At 66.7% G+C, this 17,194-nt stretch carries 19 protein-coding genes and 1 pseudogene; 9 read left to right on the top strand and 11 right to left on the bottom strand.

Translation table 11 applies throughout. The features are described from left to right. The first annotated feature begins 65 nt into the window (after positions 1–65). The 3 genes from ABZU76_RS14630 to ABZU76_RS14620 all read left to right on the top strand — a co-directional run bounded on the left by ABZU76_RS14630 (position 66) and on the right by ABZU76_RS14620 (position 2,801). A complete protein-coding gene (locus tag ABZU76_RS14630) occupies positions 66–839 on the top strand; it encodes a dioxygenase (RefSeq protein WP_354869052.1) in 774 nt (257 codons plus the stop codon). Positions 840–851: 12 nt separating this feature from the next. After that, positions 852–1,610: a dienelactone hydrolase family protein gene (locus tag ABZU76_RS14625; RefSeq protein ID WP_354869049.1), complete on the top strand. Its 759-nt coding sequence runs from the start codon at positions 852–854 to the stop codon at positions 1,608–1,610. A 72-nt stretch (positions 1,611–1,682) separates the two neighbouring features. Then, positions 1,683–2,801, top strand: a complete 1,119-nt coding sequence (locus ABZU76_RS14620; RefSeq protein WP_354869047.1) for a maleylacetate reductase — start codon at positions 1,683–1,685, stop codon at positions 2,799–2,801. Between the two features lie 102 nt (positions 2,802–2,903). On the opposite strand, the gene ABZU76_RS14615 is transcribed toward ABZU76_RS14620, so the two are convergent. Further along, entirely contained in the window at positions 2,904–3,806 is a 903-nt protein-coding gene (locus tag ABZU76_RS14615) for an NADP-dependent oxidoreductase (RefSeq protein ID WP_354869044.1), read from the bottom strand. Continuing rightward, positions 3,803–4,327, bottom strand: coding sequence for a nuclear transport factor 2 family protein (locus tag ABZU76_RS14610; RefSeq protein WP_354869042.1), 525 nt, complete (start codon positions 4,325–4,327; stop codon positions 3,803–3,805). The genes ABZU76_RS14615 and ABZU76_RS14610 overlap by 4 nt, the downstream gene beginning before the upstream one ends. 63 nt (positions 4,328–4,390) lie before the next feature. Between ABZU76_RS14610 and ABZU76_RS14605 the strand changes: the two are divergent. Together ABZU76_RS14605 and ABZU76_RS14600 are read left to right on the top strand one after the other, a co-directional pair. Then, positions 4,391–4,517, top strand: a pseudogene (locus ABZU76_RS14605) (LysR family transcriptional regulator); the annotation flags it as partial. Then, complete coding sequence (locus tag ABZU76_RS14600) at positions 4,500–4,931, top strand: hypothetical protein (protein WP_354869040.1); 432 nt, start codon at positions 4,500–4,502, stop codon at positions 4,929–4,931. The pseudogene ABZU76_RS14605 and the gene ABZU76_RS14600, both read left to right, overlap by 18 nt. A gap of 49 nt (positions 4,932–4,980) precedes the next feature. Here the strand turns inward: ABZU76_RS14600 and ABZU76_RS14595 are convergent, their stop codons facing one another. The 4 genes from ABZU76_RS14595 to ABZU76_RS14580 form a co-directional block, all read right to left on the bottom strand. Then, positions 4,981–5,184: a winged helix-turn-helix transcriptional regulator gene (locus tag ABZU76_RS14595; protein ID WP_354869310.1), complete on the bottom strand. Its 204-nt coding sequence runs from the start codon at positions 5,182–5,184 to the stop codon at positions 4,981–4,983. 481 nt (positions 5,185–5,665) lie between these two features. Then, positions 5,666–6,361: an alpha/beta fold hydrolase gene (locus ABZU76_RS14590; RefSeq protein WP_354869308.1), complete on the bottom strand. Its 696-nt coding sequence runs from the start codon at positions 6,359–6,361 to the stop codon at positions 5,666–5,668. An 84-nt stretch (positions 6,362–6,445) separates the two neighbouring features. Continuing rightward, entirely contained in the window at positions 6,446–6,634 is a 189-nt protein-coding gene (locus ABZU76_RS14585; protein ID WP_354869037.1) for a ferredoxin, read from the bottom strand. A gap of 20 nt (positions 6,635–6,654) precedes the next feature. Further along, positions 6,655–7,755: a cytochrome P450 gene (locus tag ABZU76_RS14580; RefSeq protein WP_354869035.1), complete on the bottom strand. Its 1,101-nt coding sequence runs from the start codon at positions 7,753–7,755 to the stop codon at positions 6,655–6,657. Positions 7,756–8,057: 302 nt separating this feature from the next. Here ABZU76_RS14580 and ABZU76_RS14575 point away from each other — a divergent pair, with 302 nt between their 5' ends. After that, positions 8,058–9,593 (top strand): AMP-binding protein, encoded by a 1,536-nt coding sequence (locus ABZU76_RS14575; protein ID WP_354869032.1) that lies wholly within the window; start codon positions 8,058–8,060, stop codon positions 9,591–9,593. A 279-nt stretch (positions 9,594–9,872) separates the two neighbouring features. Here the strand turns inward: ABZU76_RS14575 and ABZU76_RS14570 are convergent, their stop codons facing one another. The 4 genes from ABZU76_RS14570 to ABZU76_RS14555 form a co-directional block, all read right to left on the bottom strand. After that, complete coding sequence (locus ABZU76_RS14570) at positions 9,873–10,151, bottom strand: hypothetical protein (RefSeq protein ID WP_354869030.1); 279 nt, start codon at positions 10,149–10,151, stop codon at positions 9,873–9,875. Between the two features lies 1 nt (position 10,152). Continuing rightward, positions 10,153–10,452: a hypothetical protein gene (locus ABZU76_RS14565; protein WP_354869027.1), complete on the bottom strand. Its 300-nt coding sequence runs from the start codon at positions 10,450–10,452 to the stop codon at positions 10,153–10,155. A 383-nt stretch (positions 10,453–10,835) separates the two neighbouring features. Continuing rightward, positions 10,836–11,552 carry a hypothetical protein gene (locus tag ABZU76_RS14560; protein ID WP_354869024.1) on the bottom strand — a complete coding sequence of 239 codons (717 nt, stop codon included), beginning with the start codon at positions 11,550–11,552 and terminating at the stop codon, positions 10,836–10,838. An 81-nt stretch (positions 11,553–11,633) separates the two neighbouring features. Continuing rightward, on the bottom strand, positions 11,634–13,001 hold the full coding sequence (locus tag ABZU76_RS14555) for an MFS transporter (protein ID WP_354869021.1): 1,368 nt from the start codon (positions 12,999–13,001) through the stop codon (positions 11,634–11,636). 539 nt (positions 13,002–13,540) lie between these two features. Here ABZU76_RS14555 and ABZU76_RS14550 point away from each other — a divergent pair. Further along, complete coding sequence (locus ABZU76_RS14550) at positions 13,541–14,464, top strand: ABC transporter substrate-binding protein (protein WP_354869019.1); 924 nt, start codon at positions 13,541–13,543, stop codon at positions 14,462–14,464. 12 nt (positions 14,465–14,476) lie between these two features. Here ABZU76_RS14550 and ABZU76_RS14545 read toward each other — a convergent pair whose 3' ends face one another. After that, complete coding sequence (locus tag ABZU76_RS14545) at positions 14,477–15,034, bottom strand: MarR family transcriptional regulator (RefSeq protein ID WP_354869016.1); 558 nt, start codon at positions 15,032–15,034, stop codon at positions 14,477–14,479. 561 nt (positions 15,035–15,595) lie between these two features. Between ABZU76_RS14545 and ABZU76_RS14540 the strand changes: the two genes are divergently transcribed. Both ABZU76_RS14540 and ABZU76_RS14535 read left to right on the top strand, forming a co-directional pair. Next, a complete protein-coding gene (locus ABZU76_RS14540; protein ID WP_354869014.1) occupies positions 15,596–15,763 on the top strand; it encodes a hypothetical protein in 168 nt (55 codons plus the stop codon). A 5-nt stretch (positions 15,764–15,768) separates the two neighbouring features. Next, on the top strand, positions 15,769–17,172 hold the full coding sequence (locus ABZU76_RS14535; RefSeq protein ID WP_354869011.1) for a UbiD family decarboxylase: 1,404 nt from the start codon (positions 15,769–15,771) through the stop codon (positions 17,170–17,172). The last annotated feature ends 22 nt before the right edge of the window (positions 17,173–17,194 follow it).

Below are 17,194 nucleotides of genomic sequence, written 5' to 3'. Positions count from 1 at the left end.
TCTCCGGCTCGCGAACACCGCGATCTGAACCGAACCACTGCCAGCGACCACCGACGGAGCTGAACATGGCCAACGCACGAGCAACCAAGCTGTTCGACGAATTCGCCGAACTGATCCGTGACTTCATCACGCGAAACCGGATCGACCGCGACGACTACGCGGCGGTGATGAACTACGTGATCAGCGTCGGTGAAGCCGGAGAATGGCCGCTGTGGCTCGACGCCTTCTTCGAATCCACAGTAGACACTGTGGACTACGGCACCGGTGACTGGACCTCGAGCACCATCGAAGGACCGTATTTCAAGGAAGGCGCACCGCTCCTGACCGAGCGGCCCGCCGTCCTTCCGATGCGCCCGGACGAGCCGGGTGACCCGATGCGATTCCTCGGGACCGTTCGCGACACGACTGGTGCCCCCGTGACCGACGCGGTCATCGACGTCTGGCACTCGACCAACGACGGCAGCTACAGCTTCTTTTCACCGGCCCTGCCCGAGGAGTACCTCATGCGGGGCAAAGTGCCCACCGCCGACGACGGCCGGTTCGAGTTCCGCAGCATCCGCCCGGTGCCGTACGAAATCCCCAAGGACGGCCCCACCGGTGTGCTGATGAACTCCGTGCTGGGCCGCCATTCCTGGCGCCCGGCGCACCTGCACTTCCGCGTTGAGTCGCCGACGCACCGCACGCTGATCACCCAACTCTACTTCCAGGGCGACCCGTACCTCGACAGCGACTCCTGCTCCGGCGTCAAGGACGAACTGGTGCTTCCGGTCAGTGACAAGAGCGCTGACGGCGAGCGCTGGAAGCAGGCCGAGTACACCTTCGTGCTCCAGCCCAACTGAGGAGCGCCGCCCATGTGCCACAACCATTCGGCCGCCCCCGAGCCGCCGGACGACGTTGCCGTCCGGGATTGCCTGACCTCGGGCACCGACCCCGTGCTCTACCTGCGGTTCACCGGTGCCGCAGGAACTGGCGGTGGCGTGATCGTGCTGCTCACCGACATCTTCGGGGTGAACCCGTTCTACCGGTACCTGTCCGCGCTGCTGACCGCAGAGGGCTACGAGGTGGTGATGCCCGACATGTTCCACCGCGTCGGCGCCGCAGAGCCCGGCCGCGACGGCGCGCTCGCCCGCCGCGGCCTGCTGGACGACAAGCTTGCCGTCGACGATGTCGAGCGCGTTATCGAGCACACGACCGACAGCAAGCGGCCGTTCGGGGTACTCGGGTTCTGCCTCGGTGGCAGCTTCGCCCTGCTGACCGCGGCCACGCACGACAACCAGGCGACGGCGACCTACTACGCGTTCCCCAAGGGAGCGCCGGGCGCCAAGGTGGCAGTGACGGAACCGCTTCAGGTCGCCGGATCGATCGCCGGCCCGGTCCTCGGTCACTGGGGCAGGCAGGACTACATCGACGCGGGCGAAGTGGATCTGCTGGCGACCACACTGGACAGCGCACCGGGTGAGACCGAGGTGCGGTGGTACGACGAGGCCGGTCACAGCTTCCTCGCGGGCCTCACCGAGCCGGGTCATCCGGCCGCCCGCTCCGCGGCCGACTCGTGGCAGCGCACGTTGCGGTTCTTCAGCACCCGGCTGAACCCGGTACCCGCCGCATGAGCTTCGGGTGGGGCTGTGCCGGATCCGACACAGCCCCACCGAAGCCCCGACACTCCTCGAGGAGAACCCCACATGCCCGCACCCAACTCAGCCGCCGTGCCGGAAGAACCGATGCAGTTCATCCACGAGTGGCCTGCTTCCCGGGTCGTCTTCGGGCCGGGCCGGATCGCCGCGGTGGCGGCGGAAGTCGCCCGCCACGGTGACCGGGTCGTGGTGATCAACGACCGAGTTGCGGGGGCCCCCGCCGACCGGATCACGGCCGAGCTGGGCAGCTCGGCCGTCCTGCGCGTCCCCGAAGTGGTCCAGCACGTTCCCGCCGGCACGGTCGCCGCCGCGGTCTCCGCCGTCCGGAGCGCACGAGCGGAGGTGATCGTCTGCGTCGGCGGTGGCTCTGCGACCGGCCTGGCCAAAGGGATCGCGCGCGAGCTCGCCCTGCCAGTGGTCGCCGTCCCGACCACCTACGCCGGCAGCGAGATGACCTCGATCTGGGGCCTGACCGAAAACGGCCTCAAGACCACCGGGCGCGCCGAGATCGTGCGGCCGCGCACCGTGGTCTACGACCCCGAGCTCACCCTTGGCTTGCCCACGGCGATTTCTCTCACCAGCGGCATCAACGCGATCGCGCACTGCGTCGAAGCGTTGTATGCAGCGGACTCCTCGCCGCTGGGGCGCCTGACGGCCGCCGAAGGGATCCGGTCGATGTCCGGCGCACTCCCAGTCCTGCTCGCCGAGCCGCGAAACCTCGAAGCCCGCGGCCTCGCGCTGCGCGGGGCGTGGCTTTCGGGCTGGGCACTAGAAGTCTCGTCGACCGGTCTGCACCACAAGCTGTGCCATGTCCTCGGCGGCCTGTTCGACCTCCCCCACAGCCCGCTGCACACCGTTCTGCTGCCCTACGTCGTCACGCATCTCGCACCCGCCGCCCCGGACCGCACACGGCTCCTGCTCGACAGCCTGGGACTCCCCGGCTCGACCATCGACGCCGGTGGGCTGATCTGGGATCTGCACCGCAAACTCGGCGTTCCCGCCTCACTCGCCGACATCGGCTTGCGCATGACCGACCTGGACCTCGCGATCACCCGCTCGGTCGCCGCACTGGCCGGCGGTCCCTTCCCCCCACGCCCGGCTTCTCCTGGCGATCTCGAGCATCTGCTGCGCACCGCCGTCACGGGAGACCGACCGGTCACTGGGTAACAGCGCACCGGTCACGACTCCGGACGGACGCCTCGACGGCAAAGCATCCGCGGCAACAGAGCGCCTGAGCGCGGAACCCCGATTGCCCGGCCGGACATGCCGTTACGGCAGGAGCACAACCTTTCCCGACACGCCTCCGCCGGCGAGTGCCTGCTGCGCCCGCGCCGCTTCCTCGAGCGGAAACGTACGTGCCACCCGCACTGAAAGGCGGCCGGCGTCGGCCTCTGCGACGAGGTACTCGAGGTCGGCTGTGTCGAGCCGCGCGAAGACCTGCTGCACGCCCTGGTCCGCGCGGTCGGCGATGGTGACCGCGCGGGAGCCAAGCCCGGGAGCGGTGGCAAGGGCGCCCCGGCCCGCCGCGTCGAGCACGGCGCTCACGTCGCCGATCGCCGAGACCCGTTCGCCGAGGCCGTCGCCGTAGCGCACCGGTTCGGCGCCCAGCGAACGAACGTAGTCATGGTTCGCTGCCGAGGCGGTGCCGATGACCCGGACACCGCGGGCGGCGGCCAGCTGCACCGCGAGGGAACCGACTCCACCCGCGGCAGCGTGCACCAGCAGAGTTTCACCCGCCCTGAGATCGAGTGCGCGGACAGCCTGCAACGCCGTCAGCCCAGCCAGCGGCAGGCCGGCCGCTTCGGCCCAGGACATCGTGGCCGGCTTGCGGGCCAGCATGCCGACCTCGGCGACGGTTTTGGCCGCGTAGCCCCCGTTGCGGTGGGCAACGGGCCCGCGCAGATAACCGATGACCTCGTCCCCGGGCGCGAACTCGGGTGCAGCGATGCCGGCCCGTTCCACCACACCTGCGATGTCCCAACCGGGCACCACCGGGAAGTAGGTCTCCACGACGTCCCGCAGTGCGCCCGCCCGGACGGCGAGGTCTGCGGGATTCAGGCCCGCCGCTCGGACACTGACCACGACCTGGTCGACATTCATCTTGGGCTCGGGAAGCTCCGCGACCGCCAGTACCTCGGGACCGCCGAACCGCTGGTGCACAACAGCTTTCATGGCCGAGCGCCCAGCGGCAGGTCGCCCAGTACGTGGTGGCGGACGATCTTCCACACACCGTCGATCCGTCGCAGATCAGTGTCGTAGTAACCGGATTCCGCGGGCCGGATCGACGGCTCCGGCGTGGTGCGGATTTCGAACATCACATACTGCGCGTTGAGGTGAGCGGAATCGCCGTCCACGTCGATGATGTGGTCAGTCGTAACGTGGTGACTGGTGCCCCCTTCGGGATGGGGGCCCATGAAGTTCTCCACGGCGTATTGCACGCCGGCGCCACCGATCAACGGTTCGCCCATCTTTTCGTAGCCTTCCCCGGCGCGGGCGAAGATCTGGACCACGGCGTCGTCGGTGAACAAGGCACCTTGGGCGGCGCCGTCACGCCGGTCCGTCTCGCGGACATAGCGGGCCAGAACCTCCTGGACCGCGCGTTCGTCATTCACGGGTGGGCCTCTCTGCTCGATTCCCTGCCTAGTGAACCCGCGCGTGCAAGGCCGATCAATGCACGTCAGCGGCCCGATCATTACCCTGAAGGTATGGATCGACTGTGAACCCGGGAGCTCGGGTACGTCGTCGTAGCCGAGAAGCTGCATTTCGCCCGAGCGGCGGACCGGCTGGGCGTCGCGGCTCCGCCGCTGTCCCGGGCGCCCGGAGCGGCGCATCGGCGTCCGGCTGTTCGACCGGACGATCCGGCGCGTGTCGCTGACCGACGCCCGGGTGTGCCGGCCACGCCCATTGACCATCCGCCAGAAGATCTCGATCGACGACGTGCGCCAGGACGACGTCTACCTTCCGTGCCCAGCAGCACTACCGCTGGACGCGATCGTCGACCGGGTGACCCTCGGCAACCTCGTGACCGTGGTCGGCGACGGCGCCGTGGCCCGCTGGGGTGACACCGATGACCGTGGCGGAGAGCCACCTCGAAGGCACCGAGAGTATCGAGGTGAGATCGTTCATGCGAGCTGCGAACAGCACCGCACGTCGTCGGCTGCAGCTGGTCGCCGCCGAAACGATCACCACGACGGCGACGACCAGGGCTGGGTAGTTGCCGGCGCGGGTCAAACGGCTCGGCGAAACCGGTTCCGGCTCAGCCCGAACATACGAGGCGCTAACCCGTCGACGCACTAGCCACGAGAGGAACTCCACAGCGGAAACGGAAACCGGAGTGGCGGACGGGTCAGCGCTTGCTGCGCGGAACCAATTCCCCACCGCACCAGCTGTTGCAGCGCGACGATGAGGTCGCGGCCCCGCTGGCCGGCGCGTACCCGATTCGCACCGGCGTGCCCGGCACGACGGTCCGGCTGATACGGCATTCGGCGTCGAGTTCCTTGAGCCGCTGGGACAGCAACCGGTAGGACAGACCGTCGACCGCTCGGAGAATCGCCCGGAGCGGTCACTACCCTGTGCGAACGCGAGGAGGATTGCCCCGCTCCACCGTCAGCCGATGATCTCGATCGCGGACTGGAACCCGAACACTCCTCCTCGTCGAGGACCGAGGACTGGGGGCGGGTGGCGCGCCGCGCAGGAGACACACTTGTGCCCATGGGCACCAGGAGGTTCTCGTGATCGTCACGCAGTTCCCGCGGACCGCCCGCGCGGAGCTCGACGTCCTCACGAAGTCACTGGTTCCGTGTGCTGACGTTGCTGCCGCAGTTTCGAGAGCCCGGCTGCACACAGACAGGTCTCGCGAAACCTTTCCCGGCCGAACCGGCGACCGTGTGCTTCAACTTCGCGACCGTTTCGATCCCGGCGGTGTGCTCCAGCGCTGGGCCGGCGACCGAGTGACGATCGCCGGCCCAGCGGCAACGCCGGTCTCATCGTTCGAAGCCCAGCGAGGCGACGAGTTCCTGGGACTCGCCCGGTCAGCTGACGAGCACGTCACGAACCCGCTCGGGGGCGGTCACCATCGCGTCGTGGACCTCGTCCCATCGCTCGATCTGCCAGCCGAGCGCCGGCAGCGTCTCCACCATCCGGGGGCCGTAATCCACCGGGAACTTGTCGCAGCGCACGAACGTCTTGCGCGCGACCCGGTCGAGGCCACCGGTGAGCCGGGCCCGGTCCTCGAACGCCCGCAGTGGATGATCACACATCCGGCGGTTCACCCACGCCGCGTCATCGGGATCGGTCACGCCGAAATCAGCCGCCGAGAACAGAGACGGGGGAATCCGGAAACCTTCACCGGATTCGGCGGCCTGCCTGCGGTAGATATCCGGCACGCCCTGCCCGTCGCCCAGTACGGTCATGAGCGATTCACCGTCGTTCGGGATGGTGGCATCCAGGCCGATGAGGTGACCAATGCGGTCCGGTACTCGATCAGCTACCACCGACACCACGATTCCGGCCGCGCTGTGTCCGCAGAGGACCACGTCCTGGAGCTCTTCCTCTTCGATCAGACCGACGATGTCGCGGACGTGGGTCTCCAACGTGACCTCAGGCGAAAGCAGGTGGGCCCGGTCGCCCATGCCGGTCAGGCTCGGCGCGTGCACCCGCCAGCCCTCGATCGTGAGCAGATCCGCGACTTTCCGCCAGCACCAGCCACCGTGGAAACCACCGTGCACCAATATTGCCGTCTTCACAGGTCACCTCGTTGTGCGCGAAGGGGATAGGACAAAACCGTTACCGACAGAGACGCCGACGTTCACTCAGGTGCCATCCGCGTTCTCAATACGGATAGCCGACATCGGGCAGTTGTCCCGCGCCGCTTCGAGGTCGCGGGCCGTCCACGGTCCCGACGGCACGAAAACCGAAAGCAGGTCGTCGTCGAGCCGGAAGGCATCCGGAGCACTCTGCACGCACTGGGCCACACCCGCGCACAGATCGTGGTCGACCACGGCACGCACTTTTCCTCCGGTCATCGCGCGTGGAACCTGACGGAAAGTTCGCGCAGCCCGTGCGACACCACAGTCGGGACGTACCGCGGGTCGGAGCTCACGACCTCGATCGAACGGAATTCCGCAGCGAGGTAGGTGAATGCCTCCTGTGCCTCCAACCGAGACAGTGGCGCACCGAGGCAGGTGTGGATGCCCGAGCCGAAAGCGACGTGTTTGTTGGGCCACCGCCTGATGTCGAACCGCTCGGGATCTGCAAATGCCGCGGGGTCGTGGTTGGCCGCATGCTGGACGAGCAGCACCCGGTCGCCCTTCTTCAGCTGCCGGCCGCCCAGCTCGAACGGTTCGCGCACCCAACGCGCGAGGGCCTTGATCGGCCCAGCGAGGCGCAGTACTTCCTCAGTCGCCGTACGCGCAAGCGCCGGGTCGGCCTGCAACAGCCGCCATTGCTCCGGCGAGCGATCGAACGCGAGAATACCGTTGGCGAGGAGGTTCATCGTCGTCTCGTGCCCCGCGAAGACCATCAGCGCCGCGTTGGAGATCACCTCCTCCTCGGTGAAGGACTCGCCATCCACGTCACTGTGGACCATCCCGGAGATCAAGTCATCGCGCGGTTCCCGGGCTCGTGCCCGCACGACCGGCCGGATCAGTTCGACCAGGCCGTTCATCGCACGCTCGCCGTTCGCGAAGCGGTCAGCAGTGTTGCCCTGCACGAAGATCAGCGCGCCCAGGTCCTCCGACAACCGGCGCACCTCGTGGCGCGACTCCGGCGGCAGCCCAAGGTATTCGCTGATCACAACGATCGGCAGAGTGAAGGCGAACTCGGTCATGAAGTCCACCACGTGCCCGCCGCGCAGGGGCTCGCCGAGCGAGCGGACCAATTCCCGGATCCGCGGCCGCAGCTGCTCCACGCTGCGTGGCGTGAACGCCGTGTTGACCAGCGAGCGCAACCGGGTGTGAGTGGGCCGGTCCGTCGAGAACATCCACTTCCTCATGAACTCGACGAGTTCCTCATACCGCGTGGTCGACTGACCGATATCACGCGCGAACGGACCACGGAACCTGTCCGACGAGAGCCGACGATGGTCTCGGAAACCGGCCACGACATCGGCGTAGCCCGTCACGACCCACCCGTGCCACCGTTCGTTCCACCGGACCGGTGCGTCCTCTCGCAACCGGCGGAAGTAGGTGTCCGGGTCGTTGATCGCCTCCTCACTCAACAGGTCGTCGAGATCAGGTGCGGCCGCTTCCCCCGTGGCGATGCTCGTCATCGGACCATCGTCACGCTCCCATCCCATCGTTGTCAACACATACGTTGACTCACTTAGGTCAACTTTCCACAGACGTGTTGACTACCCCACCGTCGGCTTCTACCGTCTCACTACCTCAATCATCCCGTCGTTTGCGCAGACCAATGGAGGTCACAGTGCTCGACGTCCGAACCGCCATGCGCCGCTCGGCCCGCTTCCACGCCGGCCAGATCGCCGTGCAGAGCGAAGGCAGGCAACTGACCTATGCCGAAGCCTGGGACCGCGGGCTCCGACTGGCCAATGCACTCAGATCGCTGGGCGCCCGGCCCGGCGACCGGGTCGCCGTGTTGGAAGACAACTCCATCGAAGCGGCCGATTTCTACCTCGCCACCGCCATCGCGAACCTGGTCCGCGTCCCGCTGTACCGGCGCAACTCGACGGACGCCCACGAATACATGCTGCGCCACACCGACTGCCGGATTGCGGTCGTTTCCGGAGCCCACGCGCACGAGCTCGCCGGGTTCGACCAGAAGATCGAGGGACTGCGGATCGTGGTCCGCGACGAGAACTACGAAACGTGGCTGGCGTCGTTCCCGGCGGACGACCCCGACCCGGAAATCGGTCTCGACGATCTGTTCATCGTTCGCCACTCGGCCGGCACGAGCGGACAGTCCAAAGGCGTCTCCTATACCCACCGTGCCTGGATGAGCGCGACGCGCGATTGGTTCTATCAGCTGCCCCCGGTGTCCATCGGGGACTCGATGCTGCACGTCGCCCCGATCTCGCACGGATCCGGCTACCTGTTCCTGCCCATCTGGCTCGCCGGCGGGTGCAACATCCTGGAACCGTCGTTCGATCCCGAACGCGTGCTTCAGCTGCTGCGCGAAGGAGCCGGCTACTTCTTCGCCGTACCAACAATGCTGGCCGACCTGATCAGCCGGGTCGGCGGCACCCGCCAGGACTTCCCGAGGCTCAAGGTCGTGATGGTCTCAGCCGCACCGATCAGCGCCAAGACCGCCACGGCGGCGCATACGGTCTTCGGCGACACGCTGTACCAGATGTACGGCCAGACCGAAGCGGTGCCGGTGTCGTTCATGGGACCGGACGAGTGGTTCCGCGATCTTCCGGGATCGGCTCCGCTGGTGTCGGCGGGGCGGGTAATGCCGTTCGCCGAGTGTGAGATCCGCTCCGCCGACAATGAACCGCTACCGCCAGGCCAGGAAGGCGAGATCGCGATCCGGTGCGAGGGTCAGATGACCGGCTTGTGGGCCGACCCCGACCAGACTGCCCGCCGGCTGGTGGACGGCTGGGTTCTCACCGGCGATGTCGGCAAGATCGACGAGAATGGTTACCTGTACGTGATCGACCGGGTGGACGACATGATTGTCTCGGGTGGGTTCAACATCTGGCCCGCCGAACTGGAACGGGTCATCTCCGCCTTGCCCGGGGTCCAGGAGGTCGTCGTCTTCGGGGCACCGCACGAGCGCTGGGGTGAGGCGCCCGTCGCCGAAGTCATCCGCGAAGATGGCCCGGCGATCGACGAACAGCAGATCGTCGATGCCTGTCGCGCGCGGCTCGGGGCCTACAAACAGCCCCGCCAGGTCGTATTCCGCACCGAGCCCTTTCCCCGTAGCCCGGTTGGCAAGCTCCAGCGCAAGGTCATCCGCGAACCGTATTGGGCCGGTCAGGAACGCCGGGTCTCCGGAGCCTGACCCGGTACCCCACCGCGTCTGCGCCGGGCAGGTCAACCCGCCACCAATGCTCGGCTGCCGCTGTCCGCGCTCAAGCGTCCACGACGAGGCTGGGCTGCCACGCCGTGCGGGCGGGCGCTGGCAGCCGGGGTCTCAGACCCAGCCCGGTTCCCAGGCCGGGCGCAGCCCCTCCAGATCGGCCTTGATCCGCAAGGCGAGGTAAGCCGACCGCAACCGGCACTCGGCGAGCGCACCGCCGTGACGCACTAACCTTCCTGTCTGGGGGCCGCTACACGCTCTTCATGAATCCGTCATCGTCGGAACCCCCAAAGCGCGCCGACCCAGTCGGCGGATCGTCGCCACCGGCGTCCCGAAACCCGTGCCCAGCACGACCACAGCCACCGGGATCACAGTGACGTCCTTGCAGCGCACACCCTCGGGCACGAACCGGTCCATGGCTCGGGCGTGGGCGAGGCCGATCTCGTGGCACACGAGCATTTCCGAGCAGCCGACGTCGCTGTAGTAGCCACTGCCGGTGGGCAAGTACTTCACATGGAAGCCGGTGGCGTCCTGACCCATGTCAACTTCGAGCCGGGAGCGGGGACGGGATCGACTCGGTGACCAGGTCGATGTCCCCGCTCGTTGGCATCGGCGATGAATTTCTTGACGCCGACCCGGCTCGCCAGGCATCGAGGGATAGCCCTGCCTGCTCGGCATCGAGAATGAGGACTTCCGGCTCGCGGTCGGCGAACTCCACTTGCCGCATCCGGGTGTCGAGCCAGTTGTCGCCGGCGAACTGATAGGAGAACTCGGTTCCCTCGGGTCGGCGGTCAAGAATGCGTTCCTCGAACCCGCGAAGCACCGTCAGCAACGTCCACATGCGAGGGCCCTTCACCCGTGTCGTCGCCATCTGCGGCGGGACGAACGCCGAACCCACCCAGGACGAGCATCGTTTCGAAGTTCCCCTGCCACGTCCCCGGCAGAGCTGCGGCAAGCACGGTTTCGATCTCGCTCGGCCGGCGAGGGACCTGAACTCCCAGGTGAGCGGCAGAATGTCACGGAGGTAGCCGTCGTCGCAGGCATGCTCGGCTACCACCGTGCGTCGCCCCGCAGATGTCATCGGCAAAGCACTCCAACGACTTTCGATTAGTGCACAAGCGAAGGTGGCGTGCGCGGCAGTGGCTTGTTGTGCGAGCCGAGGCTTTTGCGCGGCACGTTCGAGGACGTCATCCTGGATGACTACGCCCGGCGGGTCGACACCGATCAGGGCCAGCCGGTCGTCCCTGCGATCGGCGATGCACAGGAACCCGTTGCGGTCGAAGTGCCCAAGCCCCCCGTGAGCAGCCAGCCGTCGACGAGCCGCTGCGCGGTCAGGTCCGGTTCCCCCACATGCACATCATTTGCCCGTCGCCACGCAGCGCGATCTCGCCCGGTCTCACCGATCGGCAGCAGCTTGGTGTCGCGATGGCGGACTTCGACCTCCGTGCAGGGCAGCCCCCGGCCGGCGAGACGAGCGGGGGCGGCCCCCTCGACATCGCTGAACCCACTCTTCCGGGGTGAGTCACGTACCCGGCTCGTATTCGGTCTGCCCGAACATCTGGTAGAGCCTGCCGTCAAGAAGTTCCTTCGCCCGCGGTGCGGTGGCCGGGTCGATCGGCGCCCCCGGAGGAAGAAACCTCTGAGGCCGGGCAGCGACCGCACTGTGGCTTCGCCGGTGTCGACGGCTTTGATCAGATCGCTCAACCTGGTCGGCACCCAGAAGATGTATCCGCCGGGTTCGCTGAGCAGATCCAGTACCCGCCGCGGAACGAACCGGTGCTGCAGGATGTTGATGCCGCCCGCGAGCCAGTTCGGCATGAACAGGTCACCCGGGCCGGTGCGATCGGTCCGACATGGACATTGAAGTCCTCGATTCCCGTTGGGACAGCAAAATTTCCAGTTCCAATCGCGGACGCCGACGAGGCCCACCTCTTTGTTCATCCTCATTCCCTTCCCCCTCGTCGGCAGGGCCGGCACCCCTGTCGTCCCGGTAGCGATCCTGACGTCCTGAGACTTCGGCGTCTAGCGGACATCTCGCGTGCTATCGACTGGTGTGGCGACGGCCCCCGCTGCCAGCCGTCGGCGATCAAGGACGCGCAGCACCGCGATCACGATCGAGGCCAGAACCGCGGGCACTGCGAAGGCAACGAAGTACACCGGGTACGGAAGGCGAAGCGAGAGCAGGTAGCCACCGACCAAAGGCCCGAGCAGACCACCCAGCCTGCCGATTCCCAGTGCCCAGCCCAGTGCGGTCGCGCGGACATCCGGCCGGTACGCATCGGTCACGAGGATGTGCACTGTGTTCTGCCCACCCAGGACGAGAAACCCGACCAGGGTGCTGAGCACGTAGAGCACGACCAGCGAGGACGACAACGAGAACAGGATCAGGCAGGCGCTGCCGAGACAGAAGGCGATCATCAGTGTCACGTACTTGTCGGAGCGGTCCAGCACCCAACCCAGCACAATACCCCCGACGGTCGCCGCGAGAGCCTGGTCGATGGCGTATGAGTAGCTGCTCACCAAGGGAAACCCGTGCATGACCAGCAGCGAGACCAGCCAGAACCCGACCGCGTAGATCACGAACTGGACGAACAGGTAGAGGAACGTGATCGCCACCGTCCGTGCGAGATACTCGCGGCGCCACAGCGTGGTGAACGGCGCTCGCGTGGCTCCGGTGGGCTTGCGGGGGAAGAAGGTCTCCGGATCGGCTGAGCGAGCCTCGATCATCGTCGGGTAGAGGCGCTCGACCACGGCCAGCGCCTGCTGTCCCCGGCCCCGGCCGACAAGGTACGCCGGGGATTCGGGCACCCACGCGAGCATCGCCGCCGCGACGGCAACGGCCACATACGACACATGGAACAGTGGACGCCAGCCGTGGTGCGGGACGATCGCGGACGCCGCCACGGCGGCCGCCGCGAACCCGATGGTGAAACATCCCGTCGTCACCGCGATCATGCGCGCCCGTCTATGCGGGGCAACGTACTCGCTGAGCATGGCGATGCTCCCGGGCAGCACACCGCCCATGCCGATGCTGGCCACGAAACGCAGCACGGCCAACTCCGGGTAGCTGCGGGCGAAGCCGGCAGTCCCCATGAACAAGCCGAAGATCAGGATGCCAGCGACCAAGGCGCGCTTGCGGCCCCAGCGGTCACCGATGGCGCCGAGACCCACCGCGCCGATCGCTAGTCCGACGAAAGCGTAAGAACCGAGCAGACCAGCCTGGACGGGCGCGATTCCCCACTCCTTCACGATCGTCGGCAGCGAATAGGCCAGCGCCTGCAGGTCGTAGCCGTCGAAGACGACCGCAAGACACGCGATGGCGACAATCGCCATGACCCGGCGAGGAATCGTTGTGTGACTCAGGCTCCAGTCAAACGTTGGTGCGGGCATGCGCACTCCTCGGGCACCCAGAAGGACAGGACCGTCGCGAACGCGACGCCGTCAGGAATGACGTACTAAAATTACTGACTTTTGATACATAATGCGAAGCGTGGAAGATGGTAGGCACGCTCGTCGCCGAGTGTCAACGCCACGAACCCCATTCCTCACCATCGGCAGATCAAAGCAGTCACACCAGTTGATCGACTGCGTGATCGCAGCGCCAGGTGATGACCCTTGCCGGCCGACTGGCTATGAAAAGTACGGTACTGAAGTACTTGAGTTTAGAAAACTTTGATGCCATGCTCGGTCGGCGTGGACGGGACGGCGCTCTCCGTCGCCGGATCCGCCGCTCGCGCCGGCGGCAGCGGCGATCCACGCCGGAATCGCTTACTCGTCAACCGGAGCTGCCCGATGCGGCTCTCGAAACTTATCCCGATTTGGCGCCGTTCGATCCACTCCGGCCGTCCGAGCCGAGACGTCGAGACGCCGCCGGGGAGCCCATTCGCGGCCGGTGACCGAACAGCACACTCCAAGGAGGCATCAGGCCAATGATCAACACCAGCGGGCGACCTGTGGTCGTCGCCGTGCCAGACCTCGTCTCACCCTCGTACTTTCCGGCGATTGCCGCGGTCGAGCTGGGATTCGCACGAGAGGAAGGAATCCATGCCCGGCTCGACCTCATGTACCCGCCCAGCGATGCCGCCGAAGCGCTGCGCGACGGCAAGATCGACCTACTCGCCGGGCCCGCCCACTCCGCCCTGCACGCGTTTCCCGGCTGGCGAGGCGCAAAACTCGTCATGGCGCTGTCGCGGAACACCTACTGGTTCCTGGTGATGCGCACTGATCTAGGGATCGCCCGTGGCGACCTCGCGGCCCTGCACAATGTACGCATCGGCGCAGCCTTGGGTCCTGATCTCGCGTTCCGGGCGATGCTCGCGGAGGCCGACGTCGACACGGAGACGGAGAACATCGAGGTCGTCGCCGTGCCGGGCACCGACGGACCGGGGACCTCATTCGGCGTGGTCGCAGCCAAGGCCCTGGCCGACGGGAAAATCGACGGGTTCTGGGCGAACGGAATGGGGACGGCCGTGGCGGTCCGCGAAGGTGTCGGCACCATCGTCGTCGACGCCCGCCGCGACGGCCGTCCCACAGGTCTGGCCGGCTACACCTTTCCGGGGGTCGCGGTGACCGAAGAATCCATCAAGCGGCAACCCGAAAATCTCGCGGCGATGACTCGGGCGATCCGCCGGACCCAGCAACGGCTGCGTGAAGATCCCGAACAGGCCACGGTCGTGGGCAATCGACTCTTTCCCGAACTGGAGGCGACAATGATCGCCGAACTGATCCGCCGCGACGCGCCTTTTTACGAACCGGAGATCGACCGTGCCACGGAACGCTCATTGATCGCCTTCGCCCGCCGTGCCGGCATTCTCGACAGCGAAGACTGCCAGGTGGTGGCGCCCGGATTCTGACCCGCCGAACGCTCAGGTCCCAGGAGAGCCGAGATCGGCCACCGGCGTGTCCGACAGCCGGCTACACGCGGCTTCCGAAGTCGCGACGAGCTGTTGCACGTTTTGGCACAAGTCCCGGAAGCCGCGCCGTCCGAGTGGCTCGAAGACGCGATCGTTGATCTCGACGAGATGGGGTGAAATCCGCTCGACGTCCTGCTCCCCCTTCCTCGTCAGGCGGAGCAGGACGCTGCGACGATCATTCGGATTGGCTTGCTTGACCAGCAGGCCCCGGCGGACCAGCGCCCCGGCTTCGGTCGTGACGAACGCGCCGCTGAGGTGCAGGTAGCGCGCCAGGGCGCCGATGCTGATGCCGTCGGCGCCCTGGTGCTGCGCAACGGTCATCAGGACGTGGTATTGGGGCGGCGTGAGGTCCAGCAACGCGGCCAGGTGCGTACGGATCGTCGTCAGGTTGGCCGCGAGCGCCGAGATGTCGGAGATCATCTGACGGAAGTCGTTGTCTCCGCCTGCATTCAGGAGGTCGCTGCGGCCAACCGAAGGAGGCGGCGTATAGCCCGCCGGACCGTCGCGCATCGATGTCCCCTTCCTCGATCTACCTTGTTGACTTAGCTAAGTGGCCAAGCTAAATTCAAGCCTAGCAGCTCTGCCGCCCGGCCCCGGACGGCAGGTGACAATCGACAGCGTTCCGGTTCCCGGCAGCACCGCTCAGTACAGCGCGCCCCACATCCCTGCGAGGTGCCCTCATGATTACTGAATCGCGTTTCGATTCGCCGGGGCCCATCCGTCCCGTCGCCAGTAAGGGAGGTTCCACCGCTTTCCTTCCCTATCCCCATCTCGGACCCGATCTATCCGGCGCTCCGGCTCAACAACTCCATCACGCGAGACGAACGGATCGGGCTGAGTGAGCATTTCAAATACCGGCTGGCCCTGATCGCCAGTCGGTACAACGAATGCCGGTACTGCACAGCACACCACGCGTGCACACTGCAACTTTGCTGGAGTTACGACGAGGACGACCTCACGAATGTCCTGCGGCTCGAAGCACCGCAGGACGAACGAGAAGCTGCCGCGTTCGGCTTCGTGCATCAGGCGAGTCTCGACCCGACCAGTGTCGCCGATGAAGCCCGGACCCTTGTGTCCGAGCATTTCACGCCCGCACAGGTCATGGAGATCGTGCTCGTCACGGGCTTCTGGAAGATGTACAACACCATGCATTCCGCGATGGCCGCTCTGCTAAAGGATGCCGTCGCGAACTTCGCGCACTGGGTGACCCAGGTGGCGCCGCCGACCGAACGGAGCTGACCGCCGTGCCGAGCCTGTCCGAATTCCTCGCCGAGAACGACGAGATCGTCACCCGGGTCCGGGGCTGCGTTCCGCTGGACCTGGTCGGCGCCCTGACGGCGCAGGCCCGTACGCCGATCCTCTTTGACAACCTCGCCGAACACCCCGGCTGGCGCCTCGCCGACCAGTTGTTCGTGACGCGCGAGGCGCAAGCCCGTGTGCTCGGAAGCGATCCCGGCGACCCCACATCGGTCGTGCGTGCACTGGTACAAGTTCTGCGCCGGGGTCCACGGCCGCTGCACCACCTGCCACCCGGCGAGGCAGCATGCCAGGAGACCGTGCTCACCGGAGACGACATCGATCTGTCCCTGCTGCCGATCGTCACCCACACCGCCCGCGACCCCTATCCGTACACGACGAGCTTCGCAGTACACCGCAACCCCGACAGCGGCCAGGGCAATCAGATGTTTCCCCGCTGCGGTGTACTCGGCCGCGCTGAGATGGTGACCTCGTTCGTCACCAGCACCGCCAACCGGTTCCTCGCTCGGCACCGCGCGCTGGGCACCAAGATGCCCCAGGCCGTGGTCATCGGGGCACATCCCGGCTGGGAACTCGCCGGCTGCTACTCGGCACCACACGACGACTGGTGCGAGCTCGAACTGTTCGAGTCCATCACCGGTCACCGCGGCGACCTCGCATCTTGTGTCACCGTGCCGCTGGCCGTGCCCGCCGATGCGTCGGTGGTGATCGAAGGCTGGGTCGACCCGCACCGGAGGGCAACCGACGGCCCCTCCCCCGGGCCCAACATGCTCTACACACCCCACGCGTCGCAGCAGCCGGTTTTCGAGGTCACCGCCATCACGATGCGGCGCGATCCCGTCTACCGCAACCACCTCATGACACCGCAGACCGATCACCAGGAAATGCCACGATTGTTCCACGAAGCCATCCTGTTCGAACGACTGCGAGCTATGGGCATCGGCGTCCGCGACGTCCACTTCCCACCGGCGGGCGGGCACTTCAGCTGCTTGCTCCAGGTGGAGCCCACAATGGATGGTCAAGTCACCGATGCGCTTCTGTGCGCCCTCGGCGCACCCTGGCTCAATATGAAGATGGTCGTGGCCGTCGACCCCGACATCGACATCTACAACGAAGCGGACGTCCACTACGCCATCGCCAGCCGCGTCGACCCGGCACGAGACGTCCTGATCATTCCGGGCGCCCGTGCCACCCCGTTCGACCCCACCGCTACACCAGTCCTCGATGCCGGTGCGGACGCCGCCGAGACCCGATTTCCTTCCACCGTCGGAAAATGGGCCATCGACGCCACTAAACCCGTGCCGTACCGAGCCGCGGCTCGGGCGCTGTTCGACCGGGCCTGGCCGGCACACACGGACGAGGTGAAGTTGTCCGACTATCTCCGGGACTGACGCGATGCGCCTTGGCCGGCCA

Source organism: Amycolatopsis sp. NPDC005232 (assembly GCF_040607795.1).
In the GTDB taxonomy this organism is placed as follows: Bacteria; Actinomycetota; Actinomycetes; order Mycobacteriales; family Pseudonocardiaceae; genus Amycolatopsis.
The sequence above is the reverse complement of the archived record's forward strand: the minus strand, read 5'-3'. Positions and strand labels throughout refer to the sequence as shown.

Excerpts from the sequence above, each read along its gene's own strand:
- ABZU76_RS14545 (WP_354869016.1), bottom strand. The coding sequence starts at position 15,034 with ATGCGCGACGGTCCGGCGGGCTATACGCCGCCTCCTTCGGTTGGCCGC.
- ABZU76_RS14630 (WP_354869052.1), top strand. The coding sequence starts at position 66 with ATGGCCAACGCACGAGCAACCAAGCTGTTCGACGAATTCGCCGAACTG.
- ABZU76_RS14555 (WP_354869021.1), bottom strand. The coding sequence starts at position 13,001 with ATGCCCGCACCAACGTTTGACTGGAGCCTGAGTCACACAACGATTCCT.
- ABZU76_RS14565 (WP_354869027.1), bottom strand. The coding sequence starts at position 10,452 with ATGTGGACGTTGCTGACGGTGCTTCGCGGGTTCGAGGAACGCATTCTT.
- ABZU76_RS14560 (WP_354869024.1), bottom strand. The coding sequence starts at position 11,552 with ATGAACAAAGAGGTGGGCCTCGTCGGCGTCCGCGATTGGAACTGGAAA.
- ABZU76_RS14550 (WP_354869019.1), top strand. The coding sequence starts at position 13,541 with ATGATCAACACCAGCGGGCGACCTGTGGTCGTCGCCGTGCCAGACCTC.
- ABZU76_RS14570 (WP_354869030.1), bottom strand. The coding sequence starts at position 10,151 with ATGGGTCAGGACGCCACCGGCTTCCATGTGAAGTACTTGCCCACCGGC.
- ABZU76_RS14620 (WP_354869047.1), top strand. The coding sequence starts at position 1,683 with ATGCCCGCACCCAACTCAGCCGCCGTGCCGGAAGAACCGATGCAGTTC.
- ABZU76_RS14610 (WP_354869042.1), bottom strand. The coding sequence starts at position 4,327 with ATGATCGGGCCGCTGACGTGCATTGATCGGCCTTGCACGCGCGGGTTC.
- ABZU76_RS14615 (WP_354869044.1), bottom strand. The coding sequence starts at position 3,806 with ATGAAAGCTGTTGTGCACCAGCGGTTCGGCGGTCCCGAGGTACTGGCG.
- ABZU76_RS14625 (WP_354869049.1), top strand. The coding sequence starts at position 852 with ATGTGCCACAACCATTCGGCCGCCCCCGAGCCGCCGGACGACGTTGCC.